Source organism: Agrobacterium sp. DKPNP3, from assembly GCF_052686535.1.
This window is the reverse complement of sequence record NZ_JBQYSN010000058.1, coordinates 1-14,236: the sequence shown is the minus strand read 5'-3', so window position 1 is coordinate 14,236 and position 14,236 is coordinate 1. Positions and strand designations below refer to the sequence as shown.

14 protein-coding genes are annotated in these 14,236 nt (G+C 59.8%); 8 read left to right on the top strand and 6 right to left on the bottom strand.

What is annotated here, in order from left to right:
* Positions 1-3 precede the first annotated feature (3 nt).
* The 7 genes from ACUTJJ_RS16085 to ACUTJJ_RS16055 all read left to right on the top strand — a co-directional run bounded on the left by ACUTJJ_RS16085 (position 4) and on the right by ACUTJJ_RS16055 (position 5,861).
* Positions 4-876, top strand: coding sequence for an LpxI family protein (locus ACUTJJ_RS16085; RefSeq protein ID WP_445542778.1), 873 nt, complete (start codon positions 4-6; stop codon positions 874-876).
* Between the two features lie 4 nt (positions 877-880).
* Positions 881-2,065, top strand: coding sequence for a lipid-A-disaccharide synthase (gene lpxB, locus ACUTJJ_RS16080; RefSeq protein WP_445542777.1), 1,185 nt, complete (start codon positions 881-883; stop codon positions 2,063-2,065).
* A 176-nt stretch (positions 2,066-2,241) separates the two neighbouring features.
* Positions 2,242-2,952 (top strand): GntR family transcriptional regulator, encoded by a 711-nt coding sequence (locus ACUTJJ_RS16075; RefSeq protein WP_445542776.1) that lies wholly within the window; start codon positions 2,242-2,244, stop codon positions 2,950-2,952.
* A gap of 6 nt (positions 2,953-2,958) precedes the next feature.
* A complete protein-coding gene (locus tag ACUTJJ_RS16070; RefSeq protein ID WP_063949055.1) occupies positions 2,959-3,744 on the top strand; it encodes a transporter substrate-binding domain-containing protein in 786 nt (261 codons plus the stop codon).
* Between the two features lie 77 nt (positions 3,745-3,821).
* On the top strand, positions 3,822-4,493 hold the full coding sequence (locus tag ACUTJJ_RS16065; protein ID WP_063949054.1) for an amino acid ABC transporter permease: 672 nt from the start codon (positions 3,822-3,824) through the stop codon (positions 4,491-4,493).
* Positions 4,490-5,149, top strand: a complete 660-nt coding sequence (locus tag ACUTJJ_RS16060; RefSeq protein ID WP_144574530.1) for an amino acid ABC transporter permease — start codon at positions 4,490-4,492, stop codon at positions 5,147-5,149. The genes ACUTJJ_RS16065 and ACUTJJ_RS16060 overlap by 4 nt, the downstream gene beginning before the upstream one ends.
* A complete protein-coding gene (locus tag ACUTJJ_RS16055; protein ID WP_445542775.1) occupies positions 5,127-5,861 on the top strand; it encodes an amino acid ABC transporter ATP-binding protein in 735 nt (244 codons plus the stop codon). The genes ACUTJJ_RS16060 and ACUTJJ_RS16055 overlap by 23 nt, the downstream gene beginning before the upstream one ends.
* 74 nt (positions 5,862-5,935) lie before the next feature.
* On the opposite strand, the gene gltA is transcribed toward ACUTJJ_RS16055, so the two are convergent.
* Positions 5,936-7,225 carry a citrate synthase gene (gene gltA, locus ACUTJJ_RS16050; protein ID WP_063949051.1) on the bottom strand — a complete coding sequence of 430 codons (1,290 nt, stop codon included), beginning with the start codon at positions 7,223-7,225 and terminating at the stop codon, positions 5,936-5,938.
* Between the two features lie 261 nt (positions 7,226-7,486).
* Between gltA and ACUTJJ_RS16045 the strand changes: the two genes are divergently transcribed.
* The gene (locus ACUTJJ_RS16045) at positions 7,487-9,949 is read left to right on the top strand and encodes a ComEC/Rec2 family competence protein (protein WP_445542774.1); all 2,463 of its coding nucleotides are present in this window, start codon (positions 7,487-7,489) and stop codon (positions 9,947-9,949) included.
* 19 nt (positions 9,950-9,968) lie between these two features.
* Here the strand turns inward: ACUTJJ_RS16045 and ACUTJJ_RS16040 are convergent, their stop codons facing one another.
* The 5 genes from ACUTJJ_RS16040 to ACUTJJ_RS16020 form a co-directional block, all read right to left on the bottom strand.
* Positions 9,969-10,646 carry a glutathione S-transferase family protein gene (locus tag ACUTJJ_RS16040; RefSeq protein ID WP_445542773.1) on the bottom strand — a complete coding sequence of 226 codons (678 nt, stop codon included), beginning with the start codon at positions 10,644-10,646 and terminating at the stop codon, positions 9,969-9,971.
* Between the two features lie 256 nt (positions 10,647-10,902).
* The gene (lexA, locus tag ACUTJJ_RS16035; protein ID WP_063949049.1) at positions 10,903-11,625 is read right to left on the bottom strand and encodes a transcriptional repressor LexA; all 723 of its coding nucleotides are present in this window, start codon (positions 11,623-11,625) and stop codon (positions 10,903-10,905) included.
* 225 nt (positions 11,626-11,850) lie between these two features.
* Entirely contained in the window at positions 11,851-12,696 is an 846-nt protein-coding gene (purU, locus tag ACUTJJ_RS16030) for a formyltetrahydrofolate deformylase (protein ID WP_445542772.1), read from the bottom strand.
* 113 nt (positions 12,697-12,809) lie between these two features.
* Entirely contained in the window at positions 12,810-13,475 is a 666-nt protein-coding gene (locus tag ACUTJJ_RS16025; RefSeq protein WP_445542785.1) for an ABC transporter ATP-binding protein, read from the bottom strand.
* Positions 13,476-13,531: 56 nt separating this feature from the next.
* The coding region (locus ACUTJJ_RS16020; RefSeq protein ID WP_445542771.1) for an ABC transporter ATP-binding protein at positions 13,532-14,236 on the bottom strand (705 nt) is incomplete at its 5' end.

Here is a 14,236-nt window from a genome sequence, read left to right as displayed (position 1 = left end):
GCCGTGACAGATGGCGGGCGTCTTGCCATCGTGGCAGGCAGCGGCCAGTTGCCGCTTTATGTGGCAGCTGCCGCCCGTGAGATGGGGGAAAATCCCTTCATCGTCCGCCTGCGCGACGATTCCCGTTTCGACTGGAGTGGCTTCGATAATGCCGTGATCAGCGTCGGCGATGTCGCGGGACTTGGCCGCCTGCTGAAAGAAAATCGGGTCGACCGCGTGGTGCTGTCGGGCGGCGTTGCCCGGCGTCCCGAATGGCGGGAAATCCGGCCGACGGTCGGTATTCTGCTGAAATTGCCGTCGATCGTAAAAACGCTTCTATCCGGCGGTGACGATGCCGTCCTGCAGATGGTCATCAAGATCATCGGTACGCTCGGTGCAGACGTCATCGGCGCCCATGAGATCGCACCGGGCCTTTTGGCCTCCTTGGGTCCTTTGGCGGCGCAGGAGCCAACCGGGGATGATCTGCGGGATATTCGTAAGGCCGCTGAGGCGGCACTTGCGCTCGGCAAGCTCGATGTGGGGCAGGGTGCGGTCTCCGTTGGTGGCCGCATTGTTGCACTCGAAGGCGTTGAGGGCACCGATGCCATGCTGGCGCGCGTTGCGGACCTGCGCGCCGAAGGCCGTATATCCCCACGCCGCAGAGGCGTGCTCGTAAAACTCTGCAAACCGCAGCAGGATGTGCGCGCCGATCTTCCCACCATCGGCATCGAGACGGTGGAAAATGCACGAAAAGCCGGATTGGCCGGGATCGCCGTCGAGGCCGGACGCGCGCTCGTGCTGGATCGCGAAGCGATGTTGAAAGCAGCCGACGAGGCAGGCATATTCGTCTGCGGTATCGATACGTCACTCGGCGGAGACATGATGGGGAAGGCCTGATCGGATGACGGCAGTGTTGAAAGTGGCAGTCGTTGCCGGCGAGGTGTCTGGCGATCTCCTGGGTGCCGATCTTATCCGGGCGCTCAAGATGCAATATAACGGGCCTGTCGAGCTGGTCGGGGTTGGCGGTGAGGCTCTGGAGGCTCAGGGCCTGGTTTCCCTGTTCGACTACTCCGAGCTTTCCATCATGGGTTTCACCCAGGTTCTGAAAAAGCTGCCGAAGCTGATCGCCCGTATCAACCAGGCCGCCGCGGCGATTGCCGCCGCGAAACCGGATATGCTGCTGATCATTGACAGCCCGGATTTCACGCACCGCGTTGCCAAGAAGGTGCGCAAGCAGCTGGCCGATCTTCCGGTGGTGAATTACGTCTGCCCCAGCGTCTGGGCATGGAAGGAATATCGCGCCACGGCGATGCTGTCTTATGTGGATCATGTGCTCGCGCTGCTGCCCTTCGAGCCGGAGGCGATGCGACGTCTTGGCGGCCCGCCAACCACCTTTGTCGGCCATCGCCTGAGCGTCGATCCCGATGTCCTGGCGGTGCGTCAGAAGCGGGCGGGGCGCGCTCTTCCGGAGGCGGGCCAGCCGAAGACCATTCTTCTCCTCCCGGGATCTCGGTCTACGGAGACGACGCGGCTGATGGAGCCGTTTCTGGAGGCGGCGAAAGCCTTTGTGGAACGCAATGGCCCGGCGCGTTTCCTGCTGCCGACCGTGCCGCGCCAGGAACAGCGCATCCGCGATATGGCGGCGACATGGCCAGAGGATATCAGGCCGCAGATCGGCGTCGACTCCGCATTTAAATGGAATGCCTTTGCTGAAGCCGATGCGGCCATCGCCGCGTCAGGCACGGTTATCCTGGAATTGGCGCTTGCGGGGGTGCCAACCATTTCGGTCTACAAGACAGACTGGATTTTCACCATGCTGAGCAAGCGGGTGAAGACCTGGACGGGCGCCCTGCCGAATCTGATTGCTGACTACGCCATCGTGCCTGAGTATTTCAACGAGGTCGTCAGGGCTGGGTCCATGCTGCGCTGGGCCGAACGTCTGTCATCAAATACAATCGAACGGCAGGCGATGCTTGAAGGTTATGCGCTGGTACAACAGCGTTTGCACACCGAGGTCCCACCGGGAGAAACCGGCGCGCGCATCGTTCTTGATGTTTTGAAGAGCAAGACCGGCCGCCAAGCCTGATTCATTCAGGAGCGAATTTCCGCCAGCGAGAATTAGATATTGCTACAATGCTAACGATCAAGGCAGATGTGGATACCGCCGTGGCGCATCTGATCACGGGCGCAGCAGTCGAGCGTTCCGTCAAGTCTAAAAACCGTTAGATCCAGGTCTGGCACACCTCTTGCATTCAATCTTGTATGCAAGATAGCCATACATCCGAAAGCGCCCAGAGCGCGGTAGAAGACGCCATCATCTCGGGCATTCTTTCGGCGCGCATCCGTCCGGGCACCCGCCTCAGCGAGAACCAGCTCGCCAGCCTCTTCAGCGTCTCGCGCACCCGTATCCGTGAGGCGATGATGCGGCTGGAAACGCGCGGCATCGTCACTGTCAGCCCGCGCCGTGGCTGGTTTGTCGTGGAGCCTTCTGCCGAAGAATCCATCAAAGTCTATGAAGCGCGGCGGGTCATCGAATATGGCCTGTTACGCAATCTTTCGGGCATCAGCGGCGAAGGTCTCAAAATCCTCGCCGATCATCTGGATGAGGAGAAAGCAGCGATCGCCAAGGGCGATCGCCAGCGCCTGACCTGCCTGATGGGCGATTTCCACATTCGCATTGCGGAAATCGCGGGCAATGAGATCATCATCGACGTGCTGCGTGACCTCACGGCCAGGACCATTCTCATCTCCATGCTCTACCAGTCCGATTTCCATGCGCAGCAATCGCATGACGGGCACTGCCGCATTTTCGAGGCGCTGGAGGCAGCTGATTTTCATGCCGCCGCCGAACTCGCCATCCGCCATCTCGATGAAGTTGAAACAGGTCTAGATCTCACCCGCAGGCCGGACCCGCTCTACGAGCTGCGCAATTCCCTTTCACTGCAACCGCTTTCCCCAAGCCCCAAGGAGTAACCTCGCATGTTTTCAAGACGTTCATTGCTAGCCATTGCCGCGATCTCCGCAACGATCGGTTTTGGGCCCGTAGCCTTTGCCGATGCACTCAGTGACATCACCTCCCGCGGCACGATCCGTGTCGCCGTCCCGCAGGACTTTCCGCCCTTCGGCAGCGTCGGCACGGACATGGCGCCCCAGGGTTACGATATCGACGTTGCCAATCTGATCGGCGAGAAGCTCGGCGTAAAGGTCGAACTCGTGCCGGTCACCAGCGCCAACCGCGTTCCCTATCTGCAGACCAACAAGGTCGATCTCGTCATCTCGAGCCTCGGCAAGAACCCGGACCGTGAAAAGGTCATCGACTTCTCCACCGCCTATGCGCCCTTTTATAATGGCGTCTTTGCGCCGGACTCTGTCGCCGTTACCAAGGCGGAAGATTTGGCCGGCAAGACCGTCGGTGTCACCCGCGGCGCTGTCGAGGATCTGGAACTGACCAAGATTGCACCCGCCGATACGACCATCAAGCGCTACGAAGACAATAACGGCACGATTTCCGCTTTTCTCGCCGGGCAGGTTGAAGCAGTCGCCACCGGCAACGTCGTCGCCGCCGCCATTCTCGCAAAGAACCCGCCGAAGCGGCCCGAACTGAAGTTCCTGATCAAGAATTCGCCCTGCTTTATCGGCCTCAACAAGGAACAGCCGGCCCTTCTTGAAAAGGTGAACAGCATCATCGCCACCGCAAAGACCGATGGGTCGCTGAACACCATCGCCCAGAAGTGGCTGAAAACCGATCTTCCGAAGGATCTCTGACCAACCGTGACAAAGCTGCGCCGGTCGGGTCGATTCTGCCTGGCGCACGCCTTGTCTTCCCCGAAAGGATACATCGGGTGAAATACACGTTCGATTTTGGATGGCTCCTCGACTATTATCCGCAGATCGCCAAGGGTATCGGCGTCACGCTGGAATTGATCGCCGTCGGCGGCGTTCTTGGCATCGCTCTTGGCATATTCTGCGCCTGGGTGCGTGCGCTCGGGCCAAAATGGCTGCGGCCGCCGGTCGCGACCTATGTGGAGCTCATTCGCAATACGCCGTTTCTCATACAATTGTTCTTCATCTTTTTCGGCCTGCCATCGCTTGGTCTGCAATTGTCGGAGCTGAGCGCGGCCAATATCGCCATGGTGGTCAATCTTGGCGCCTATAGCTGCGAGATCATACGCGCGGGCATTCAGGCGACGCCCAAGGGCCAGTTCGAGGCCGGCGCGAGCCTTGCCATGACCCGTTTCGAAACCTTCCGGCATGTGGTGCTGGTGCCGTCGTTGCAACGCATCTGGCCGGCGCTTTCCTCGCAGGTGGTGATTGTCATGCTCGGATCGTCGGTCGTCTCGCAGATCGCTGCCGAGGACCTGACCTTCGCGGCCAACTTCATCCAGTCGCGTACCTTCCGCGCGTTTGAAGCCTACATGGTTTCCACCGTCATCTATCTCGTGCTCGCCATTCTTCTCCGGCAGGTGCTGGTCATCGGCGGCAACGTCATCTTTCCGCGCAGGAGTGTCCGATGATCGAATTCTCCACCTGGGATATTCTCAGAAATCTGCTCCTCGCCACGCGCTGGACCGTGCTTCTCTCGCTCGTCTCCTTCGTCGGCGGTGGTCTGGTGGCGCTCCTTCTGCTCTTCATGCGCATTTCCCGAAAAAAATCGATGCGGGCCTTCGCTCGTTATTATGTCGAGCTTTTTCAGGGCACGCCGCTTCTGATGCAGCTGTTCATCGCCTTTTTTGGCCTCGGCCTGTTCGGCATCGATGTGCCCGCCTGGCTCGCGGCAGGCCTCACTCTGATCCTGTGGGCGGCGGCCTTCCTCACGGAAATCTGGCGCGGCTGCGTCGAATCCGTTGCCAAAGGACAGTGGGAGGCCTCGGCAAGCCTAGCCATGGGGCGTCTGCAACAGATGCGTTATGTCATCCTGCCCCAGGCCATGCGGGTCGCCATTCCGCCAACCGTGGGTTTCTTCGTGCAGGTCATCAAGGGAACGGCCGTGACCTCGATCATCGGTTTTGTCGAACTGTCCAAGGCGGGCACCGTGGTCACCAACGCCACCTTCCAGCCCTTCACCGTTTATGGCCTCGTCGCCCTCATCTATTTCGCGCTGTGCTGGCCTCTGTCGAAGAGCAGCCAGATCCTGGAAAGGAAGCTCAATGTCGCTCATCGAAATCACTGAAGTCCGTAAAAGCTATGGTAGCAACGAGGTTCTGAAGGGCATCAATCTCGATGTGGAACCGGGTGAAGTCATCGCCATCATCGGCAAGAGCGGTTCTGGAAAGTCGACCCTGCTTCGCTGCATCAACGGGCTGGAGACGATTTCGGCCGGCTCCATATCGGTCGCCGGCGCGCAGCTTCTCGATGATGATCTGCATCTGAAAGCCCTGCGGCTGAAGGTCGGCATGATCTTCCAGCAGTTCAATCTCTTTCCGCACCAGACCGTCGGCGGCAACGTCATCCTGTCTCAGACCGTAGTGAAGAAGACACCCAAACCGGAAGCGGAAGCCGTTGCCCGCAAGATGCTTGAGCGGGTGGGTCTGGCTCATAAATTCGATGCCTATCCCGATGAACTATCAGGCGGTCAGCAGCAGCGCGTCGCCATTGCCCGCGCGCTCGCCATGCAGCCGATCGCCCTGCTATGCGACGAGATCACCTCGGCACTCGATCCCGAGTTGGTCTCGGAGGTGCTGGCGGTGGTGCGTGAACTGGCCAGTGAAGGCATGACGTTGTTGATGGTAACGCATGAAATGAAATTTGCGCGTGACGTCTGCTCCCGCGTCGTCTTCATGCACGAGGGCAGGGTCCATGAAATCGGCCCGCCGGAAGAGGTGTTCTCCAATCCCGCGACCCCTGAACTCAAGCAGTTTCTCGGTGTCGCCGCCCGCCACTGAGAACCATCAGGACGAACAAGAAAAAGGCCGGCGGTGAAAACCTGCCGGCCTTTGCTGTTGGTTGGTTTCGCTGCTTAGCGCTTGGAAACCGGAACGTAATCGCGCTTGCCGGCGCCCGTGTAGAGCTGGCGCGGACGACCGATACGCTGCTGCGGATCTTCGATCATTTCGTTCCACTGCGCGATCCAGCCAACGGTGCGGGCAAGGGCGAAGAGAACGGTAAACATGGTCGTGGGGAAGCCGAGCGCCTTCAGCGTGATGCCGGAATAGAAGTCGACATTCGGGTAAAGCTTCTTCTCGACGAAGTAAGGGTCGGAAAGGGCAATCTTTTCCAGTTCCAGCGCGACCTGCATGATCGGATCGTCGGAGTTGCCGGTAGCTTCCAGCACCTCATACATCGTCTTCTGCATGATCTTGGCGCGCGGGTCGTAGTTCTTGTAGACGCGGTGGCCAAAGCCCATCAGGCGGAACGGGTCGTTCTTGTCCTTGGCGCGGGCGATATATTCCGGAATACGGTCAACCGTGCCGATTTCGTTGAGCATGTTGAGCGCCGCTTCATTGGCGCCGCCGTGAGCCGGGCCCCAGAGGCAGGCGATGCCAGCCGCGATACAGGCGAACGGGTTGGCGCCCGAAGAACCGGCAAGACGCACCGTGGAGGTGGAGGCGTTCTGCTCGTGATCGGCATGCAGGATGAAAATGCGGTCCATGGCGCGTGCCAGAACCGGATCGACCTTGTAGTCCTCGCACGGTACGGCAAAGCACATGTGCAGGAAGTTGGAGGCGTAATCGAGATCGTTCTTCGGGTAAACGAAGGGCTGGCCGATATGATACTTGTAGGCCATGGCGGCGATCGTCGGCATCTTTGCGATCATGCGCAGGGAAGCGACCATGCGCTGGTGCGGATCGGTGATGTCGGTCGAGTCGTGGTAGAAAGCCGAGAGAGCGCCGACCGTGCCGCACATGACGGCCATCGGATGCGCATCGCGACGGTAGCCGGTGAAGAAGCGGCTCATCTGCTCGTGCACCATGGTGTGGCGCGTGACGCGGGTGTCGAAGTCCTTCTTCTGCGCAGCCGTCGGCAGTTCGCCGTACAGCAGCAGATAGCAGGTTTCCAGGAAGTCGCCCTGTTCGGCCAGCTGCTCGATCGGGAAGCCGCGATGCAGCAGCACGCCCTCGTCACCATCGATATAGGTGATCTTGGATTCGCAGGAGGCTGTCGACGTGAAACCCGGGTCGTAAGTGAAGGAGCCGGTGTTCTTATACAGCGTGGCGATATCGACGACGCTCGGCCCGATCGTGCCTTCCCTGACAGGGAGTTCGACCTGTTTGTCGCCAAGTGTCACTGTAGCGCTTTTTTCCGTCATACTGATCCTCCGAAAACATGCGGGTGGGGGCGTTTGGATGCGCCCCGCGGTTAAGCGTCTACCGATTAGCTATATGATCCTGTCGCAGATGCCAAGCTATCCAAAGGTCAAATTGTGCATTGCGGCAAAGGTGAACGCCTTGCTTTTGGCCTTGTGATTGGCAGCAATTCAATCTCGGTCAACGCAGAGTTAAAGGAAAGCATTGCAATACCGGCAGTCCATCTGCAAACCTGTCTTCAGTGCGGCGGGGGCGCGGCCAAAATGCTTGGTCAAGGTGAAAAAGAGCATTTCGGATATGTCAAAACGCTGCAGGGAGATACCCCCGGCACGGTGGATATCCTGGCGCCGCTGCGGCGCTCAGGCGCCGCGCCGACCGCTGTTGTGCCGGCCTTGGTTGATGTGGCGGCGCAGAACATTTCCGTTTCTCAAAAACTTGCCGCATGGCTGACTGAAGAACGCGCATTCGGTCACGATTTCCTCTTTGTACCGGTCTTCATCGGCTGCGGCGCAATCTTGTGGTTTTCTTTTGGGGCCACGCCTTCCTTGCCGCTTTTGATCGTCGCGATTTTGGTCGCGGCCCCCTTGGCGCTGCTAACCAGATATCGCCTTGATGCCGGGTCAAGGGTTTGCAGCGTTGTCGCGCTGATGTTGCTCGGCATGCTTTTTGCGGAACTGGAAACCCGCCGCGCCGCGACTGTCCTTCTGGACACGCCGGTGACCACGACGGTTGCCGGGAAGGTCGTCCGGCGTGAGGTGGATGCGCGGGGTGACTGGCGATATCTCGTCGAGCTCCACTCCACTGAAGCACCATCACTTACGCGTTCGCCGGGGAGGGTGTCGCTTCTCGCGCGTGGTAGCGGCGAACCCATGCCGATAGGCGCGATCATTCGCGGCAAGGCGCGGCTTTCTCCGCCGTCCGGACCGGCTCTGCCGGGATTGAACGATTTCGCCTTTTCATCCTATTTCCGCGGTATTGGAGCGACAGGCTTCTTTTACCAGCCGCCCCAGCCGTTGGCGATGGCGAACCTTGGGGCCGAGGGTTGGCTGGAGATGGCCGACATGTGGCTCTATCGCCTGCGCGCCGCCATCGCCGAGCGCATTCGCACGACGATCGGAGGCGACGCGGGTGCCTTCGCCGCCTCCATCGTCACCGATGAGCGACAGGCCATATCGCCGGAGACAATGGAGGCGTTGCGGGTGTCGGGGCTTGCCCATATCGTCGCCATATCCGGGCTCAACATGGCCCTGGCGTCAGGCATCTTCTTTGTCGGCATGAGGATGGGATTCAGCCTGTTTCCGGCCTTTGCCCAGCGACGGCCAGTCAAGAAGATATCCGCCTTCGCAGCGCTCGTGATGACGCTATGCTACTATCTGATCTCCGGCTTCGCGGTTTCCGCTGAACGGGCCTGGCTGATGATGTCGATCATGTTGGTCGCGGTGCTGTTTGACCAGCCGTCGCTCAGCCTCAGAAATGTCGCGCTTTCCGCTCTCATTGTTCTCGCGCTCTCGCCCTCCGAAGTGATGGGGCCAAGCTTTCAGATGTCTTTTGCCGCGACAATCGCGCTTGTTTCCGCCTACGCCGCCTGGAGCCGCCGGCGTAGTGTTCGCGAGCGTCTTTATATGGGAAGAAAGCCCAGCTGGATCACGGTCGCGCAGATGGCAGGCGCTGTGATGGGGGGCGTCATCACGACGTCCCTGATTGGCGGGCTTTCGACGGCAATCTATTCCGCCGAACATTTCCAACGTGTCACCACCTATGGACTTTTCGCCAATCTTGCCGCGACGCCGCTGATGTCGCTGATTGTGATGCCCTTCGGTCTGATCGCCATGCTGCTGATGCCGTTCGGGCTCGACGCGCCATTTCTGAAGGTGATGGGCTATGGCATGGCGATGGTCATCGAGGTCGCGGACGAAGTTGCGTCCTGGGGCGGAAGCGCAGCGACCGGACGCCCGCATGGCTGGTTCATCGGTATCGCCTCGGCCGGCTTTCTGCTGCTCACCCTGTTGCGCACCCGCCTGGCGCTCTTGGGCATCCCGCCTCTGCTGCTTGCCTTCGGGCTCTCGGCAACGACATTTCAACGCGATCTGCCGGATCTCCTCGTTCATGAAGATGGCTCGCTGGTGGCGCTTCTTGCCGATGAGAAGGTTTACACCACGAGAACCCGACCCCATGGCTTTATTTATGACCAGTGGCAGAGGGCGCTGCTGCTTGCTAAGACACCGCAGGCGCCGGTTATTCTGCAGCGGGACCGGCCAGAGACGTTTACCAATAAAGCAAAGCTGTCGCAGGAGGAGTTGAGAGCCGCCGCACGCGAGATGGCGGTTGCGCTGAAAGCGGGAACGCCGGGCGTTTTCACCTGCAAGCCGGGTCGCTGGTGCGTGGCGCAGGCACAGAGCGGCGAATGGATCATCGTGCTGGAGGAAGGGCGTCTGGCTGGAAAGGCATGTGACATCGCCGACGTCGTCATTGTTTCCCAAAGAACCTCGTTTTCACACTGCCGCTCAGGCGCGCTGCTTCTCAATCGCGGCATCTTGCGCCGCATTGGTTCAGTGGAGATCAACTTCGCGTCAGCCAATCAGCCGGGCGTCGTCGAGAAACTGCGCGCTTCGACCGCAGGCATGAACCGGCCGTGGAGCGAACATCGATATTACGATTGGAAATCTGGTCGCTACGAGCATGAGCTACCGGAAACGATCACGCGTCTGCTGGCGGCGTCGCAATGATTGCCGCCGGCAAAGCGTCTCAAGCCTTCGCGCGCAGATCCGCAGTCAACTGACCGATGCTGGCGATTTCGGCTTCATGCGCCGGGTCCCGCCACATTTCTTTCAGGCCTGCCTCATACCATTCGCGCATGGCGGGCAGGGCGAGCAGGCGATCGCAATAGGCCTTTGCTGCGGGGGATAGATCCGCACCGTAAGTCTGGAAACGGAATGCCACGGGGCAGAAGAAGGCATCCACTGCCGTGAACTTCTGGCCGGCGAGATAAGGACCACCGAAGGTCGAAAGGCCTTCGCTCCATAAAACATCGATACGCTTGATATCAGCTGCCAGCCCGGCATCACCGCCGTTTGGCGTGACACGAATGCCGACCGACATGGGGTAGAGATTGCGCAGCGACGAAAATCCCGCATGCATTTCGCTTGCCGCCGAACGCGACCAGGCTCTGGCCTGCTTGTCGCTTGCCCAGACCCCTTGATGACGCTCGGCGAGATATTCCGCGATCGACAGCGATTCCCAGACCGTCACACCCTCATCGACGAGGCAGGGGACCTTGCCGGTGGGAGAAAAGGTGGAAAATGAGACGCCTTCGCCAAAGGGAACGAGTTTCTCTTCAAAGGCAATACCGAGCGTGCGCATCAACACCCATGGCCGCAGCGACCAGGAGGAGTAGTTCTTGTTTGCGATATAAAGATCGTACATGGCGTGTCTCCTGACTGTGTCGCAGTTTTATACCAGCGACGTTGCGGCGAATATCGCAAAGAATCCATCGCACTCATAAAGCCCGTTGATGGGTGAACGACATCATGCCGAATTCGTGCCTTGACCCTTTCAAAAGCACCTTCATCGCTTCAAAAGAAAAAAAAGCGCATCAATCCACCGGAATGACGCGCCATTCATCTTGAAGGCTAGATATGTCTTGCCAATCGATCCGCTTTTATCCGGACCGGCGGCGGCATCAATGATAGCGCCGGATAAGCCCCACCAGCTTGCCCTGAATTTTCACCCGATCAGGCCCAAAAATGCGGGTCTCGTAGGCCGGGTTTGCAGCCTCCAGCGCGATGGACGCGCCCTTGCGGCGGAACCGCTTCAGCGTCGCCTCTTCATCGTCCACCAGCGCCACAACGATATCGCCCGGATTGGCCGTATTGCCATTGCGGATGATGACCGTATCGCCATCGAAGATGCCGGCCTCGATCATCGAATCGCCCTTGACCTCAAGCGCGTAATGTTCACCTGAGCCTAGCATGTCCACTGGAACGGCCACGTCATGTGTATTGTTCTGAATGGCCGAGATCGGCACACCGGCAGCGATCCGGCCCATGACAGGTACGGTCGCCGCACCTGCAATGTCATTTGCGGGTGCCTTGGGAGCAGGGGGCGGCTCCGGCGTTTTCGGTTTGCCGAGACTGCCTTCGATAACGCTCGGTGAGAAGCCGCGCTGCGGCCTTGCGCCCGGCGTATAAGCCTCCGGAAGCTTGATGACTTCGAGCGCTCGCGCCCTGTTGGGTAGCCGGCGAATAAACCCGCGCTCTTCGAGCGCCGTGATCAGCCGGTGGATGCCGGATTTGGAAGCGAGATCGAGTGCATCCTTCATTTCATCGAAGGAGGGCGGCACGCCGGACTCTTTCATTCGCTCATGAATGAAGAGAAGCAATTCCTGCTGTTTGCGCGTGAGCATGAGGAAAACACCCTTGAGAATCGTCGCTGGAGTCGCGAAACAAATACAGAACGAACACTATATGTTCCATATGTGTTCCGCAATCCCCTAAAATCTGGTTAAGCTTCGCTCGGATTTACATTTCGCAAATTGGAGGTAACCAAAGCTCCAGAAGTCGTTCCCAGGCGAGGCCCCGACGCGTCCCATTTGTTCCGCGTTTCAGGTCAGGGTGTAGATCGAGCTGTGCTATCGCGCGAAAACGACCGTCTTGTTCTTGTTGAGAAGCACCCGGTCCTCAAGGTGCCATGAGACCGCCCGGGCCAGCACGCGTCGCTCGATGTCGCGTCCCTTACGGACCAGCTCATCCGGCGTATCGGCGTGGCTGACCGGCTCGACGTCCTGGCAGATGATCGGCCCTTCATCGAGATCGCGGGTGACGTAATGGGCCGTTGCACCGATCATTTTGACGCCCCTCTCATGGGCTTGGTGATAGGGCTTTGCGCCTTTGAAACCAGGCAGGAAGGAGTGATGAATGTTGATGCAGCGCCCGGATAAGTATTCGGAGAAGTTGTCCGACAGGATCTGCATGTAGCGGGCAAGAACGACGAGGTCGGTGCCCGTTTCTTCGATGATGTCCTTGATGCTTGTTTCCTGTTCGGCCTTGTTGTCTTTTGTCACCGGCAGGTGATGATACTTTATCCCGCCCATCAGCGTGAGGTTCAGGGCCTCGCGGGGGTGGTTGCCGACGATGCCGACGATCTCGGCATTCAATTCGCCGATGCGGTGGCGATAGAGAAGATCGCCGAGGCAGTGGTCGAAGCGGGAAACGAGCAGCAGCAGCTTGCGCGGCGCACCTGCTCGACGCAGCGTGGCGTCGAGAGCGAAGCGATCGATCTCCGCGGCAAGTCCATTGCGAAAGCCTGCCTCGTCGCCGGCCATGGAGAAGGCGACACGCATGAAAAACATGCCCGTTTCATGGTCGTCGAATTGTTGAGCTTCATAAATATCGCCGCCATGCTGTGCGATGCGGCCCGAGACCGCAGCGACAATTCCGCTTCTGTTGGGGCAGCGCAGCGTCAGGACGTAATTCATCTAAAGCCTCCTGGAAGATGGAGTTGCGGTTGGACTGCTGTCATAGCGGCGCCCACGCGGAGCCACGCCCCGTTTCCACGGGGCCGAGCGTCAGCACGAAGCGGTCGCGGATGTCACTGGATGGCGTGTTCGCCCGGCCCGAGATAACTCGCCATCAGAGCGGGATCGACGGCGAGTTCGGAAGCTGGGCCTGAGCGGCGCACTTCACCAAGTTCGACGAGATAAGCTTCGTCGGCAATTTCGAGCGCGGCGCGGGCATTCTGCTCGACCAACAGGATGGAGACACCGGTTTGACGCAGGTCGGCGACGATACGCAGGATTTCGGCGACAATCAGCGGTGCAAGTCCAAGGCTCGGCTCATCGAGAAGCAGCAGTCTCGGCCGGCTCATCAACGCCCGCGCGAGCGCCAGCATCTGCCTTTCGCCGCCGGACAGTGTTCCGGCGAGCTGCTTGCGGCGTTCGCGAAGGCGCGGGAAGAGTGTGTAAACAGCATCGCGTGTCTCGTCGCGCTCCTGACGGGAACGCAGGAAACCGCCAAGTTCGACATTGTCCTCAACCGTCATCGAGCCGAATAATTCTCGCCTTTCCGGCACCAGGCAGAGGCCGGCGGCAACGCGGCCCTCGATCGTCTCGGGCACCGGCGCGCCGTCGTAAAGAATGGTCCCGCGCGAAGGCACGACACCCATGATGGCGTTGAGCAGCGTGGTTTTCCCCGCTCCGTTCGCCCCGATGACCGTGACGATGCTGCCCGATGTCATGGATAGCGAGATGCCGTGCACCACTTCCGCCCGGCCATAGGCAACGTGGATGTCTTTGATGTCGAGTAGATGTCCGCTCACGCTGCCCCCCCAAGATAAGCCGCGATCACGGCCGGATGTTGCCGGATTTCAGCCGGCTTGCCTTCGGCGATCAGGGTACCGAAATCGAGCACGACGATGTGGTCGACCAGCCCCATGACGAAACCCATGTCATGTTCGACAAGCAGGACGCTAACGCCCTCGGCGCGCAGTTTTTTCAGCAGCGTCGCGAGCTCCTGCTTTTCCCCGTGGCGCAGACCGGCCGCCGGTTCGTCGAGTAGCAGCAGGGTTGGGTTGAGGCAGAGCGCGCGGGCGATTTCCAGAATTCGGATCTGCCCGAGAGCGAGGTCGCCGGCGGGGCGGTCGCGATGGGCACCGAGACCGACGCGATCGAGCTGATGCGCGGCTTCCGCAAGCAGAGCTTGCTCCTGTTGTCGCTCCAATCGCAAGAAGCTTCGGAAGACGCCGGCATTGCCGCGCAGATGCGCGCCGAGAGCGACGTTTTCGAGGACTGACATGGTCGGAAGGACCTTGGCGTGCTGAAAGGTTCTCGCGATGCCGCGTTTGGCGATGAGCCGCGGATTGAGGCCCGAAAGCGTCTGTCCCTGATAGGTGACGTCACCGCCCGAAAGGTCGAGGATTCCGGTGATGAGATTGAAAGTCGTGCTCTTGCCGGCGCCGTTCGGACCGATCAGGCCGACGATCTGCCCGGCCTTAATGTCAAAGCTGACATCGTTGACCGC

Excerpts from the sequence above, each read along its gene's own strand:
- lpxB (WP_445542777.1), top strand. The coding sequence starts at position 881 with ATGACGGCAGTGTTGAAAGTGGCAGTCGTTGCCGGCGAGGTGTCTGGC.
- purU (WP_445542772.1), bottom strand. The coding sequence starts at position 12,696 with ATGAATTACGTCCTGACGCTGCGCTGCCCCAACAGAAGCGGAATTGTC.
- ACUTJJ_RS16075 (WP_445542776.1), top strand. The coding sequence starts at position 2,242 with ATGCAAGATAGCCATACATCCGAAAGCGCCCAGAGCGCGGTAGAAGAC.
- lexA (WP_063949049.1), bottom strand. The coding sequence starts at position 11,625 with ATGCTCACGCGCAAACAGCAGGAATTGCTTCTCTTCATTCATGAGCGA.
- ACUTJJ_RS16055 (WP_445542775.1), top strand. The coding sequence starts at position 5,127 with ATGTCGCTCATCGAAATCACTGAAGTCCGTAAAAGCTATGGTAGCAAC.
- ACUTJJ_RS16060 (WP_144574530.1), top strand. The coding sequence starts at position 4,490 with ATGATCGAATTCTCCACCTGGGATATTCTCAGAAATCTGCTCCTCGCC.
- gltA (WP_063949051.1), bottom strand. The coding sequence starts at position 7,225 with ATGACGGAAAAAAGCGCTACAGTGACACTTGGCGACAAACAGGTCGAA.
- ACUTJJ_RS16045 (WP_445542774.1), top strand. The coding sequence starts at position 7,487 with ATGCTTGGTCAAGGTGAAAAAGAGCATTTCGGATATGTCAAAACGCTG.
- ACUTJJ_RS16040 (WP_445542773.1), bottom strand. The coding sequence starts at position 10,646 with ATGTACGATCTTTATATCGCAAACAAGAACTACTCCTCCTGGTCGCTG.
- ACUTJJ_RS16070 (WP_063949055.1), top strand. The coding sequence starts at position 2,959 with ATGTTTTCAAGACGTTCATTGCTAGCCATTGCCGCGATCTCCGCAACG.